General features: G+C 64.8%; 1 protein-coding gene. It reads right to left on the bottom strand.

Features of this window, described 5'->3' with window-relative positions; all coding sequences use genetic code 11:
* Positions 1–1,079 (bottom strand): condensation domain-containing protein (locus tag XH88_RS25655; protein WP_271671033.1); only part of this gene is annotated, 1,079 nt, incomplete at both ends.

The following is a 1,079-nucleotide window of genomic DNA, read 5'->3' as shown; positions in this document are numbered from 1 at the left end:
GGTCCGTCGGCAAGACAAGACGGGCTGTGCCTGCCAGGGCGCTGCGCCAATACTGCGCCTGCTTCTGCAACCGTTCCCCCGACAGCCATTGGCGTTGCCAGGCGGCGTAATCCGGATACTGGATCGCAAGCGGCGGCAGAGGATCGTCCTGCCCAGCCTGGAATGCCCGGTAGAGCTGGCTAAGTTCACGCAGCAGCACACCCATCGACCAACCGTCCGAGACGATGTGATGCTGGGTCAGCAGGAAGACGTGCTCCTCATCCGACATCCGCACCAGACGCCCGCGGATCAGCGGACCGCGCGCAAGATCGAATGGCGTGCGCCCCTCTTCATGGCACAGATCCAAAAATGCCGCTTCCGCATCCGATCTCTCCCGCAGATCATGCTCAATTATCGGCAGACCCGCGTCCGGCGGCAAAACCTCAACCCGGGGCTTGCCCTGGGTCGCGACAAACACACTGCGCAGCGCCTCATGACGCGCAAACAGACGGTCAAGGCTGCGCTGCCAGGCGCTGCGGTCGAGCATTCCGCGCAGTCGCAAGGCCAGCGGAATGTGATAGTTGGTGCTGCCTTCGTTCAGCTGCGCCAAAAACCATAGCCGCTGCTGCGCAAACGACAGCACAAGCGGCTCATGCCGCGACACGGCTGCAATCGACGGCAGCTCTTGTGGACCGGAGCTGCTCAACAGCTCGACGATGCTTGCCGCCAGGTCAGCCAGCACTGGCCTTGCGAACAGCGCCGACAGTGGCAGTTCGACCCCGACAGCCTGTGACAGCCGGCTCGACATCTGCACGGCCAAGAGCGAGTGGCCGCCCAATTCGAAGAAGTGGTCGTTGCGCCCGATGCGCTCGACACCAAGGAGCTCGGCCCAGATCTGCGCCAGCGCCGTCTCGACCGCACCTTGCGGCGACTGGTAGGCCGCCAGCGCATAGGCCTGATCGGCCGGCGCCGGCAGCGCATTCCGATCGAGCTTGCCGTTCACCGTGAGCGGAAGCGCCGCCAGCTGCACGAACGCACTCGGCACCATGTAGTCCGGCAGTCGCGCACTTAAGTGCGCCCGCAAGGTGCCCGCAACCCCG

The sequence above is a fragment of the Bradyrhizobium sp. CCBAU 51627 genome (assembly GCF_028128765.1).
GTDB lineage: Bacteria > Pseudomonadota > Alphaproteobacteria > Rhizobiales > Xanthobacteraceae > Bradyrhizobium.
Note: the sequence above shows the minus strand (reverse complement) of the source record. Positions and strands in the feature narration are given on the sequence as shown.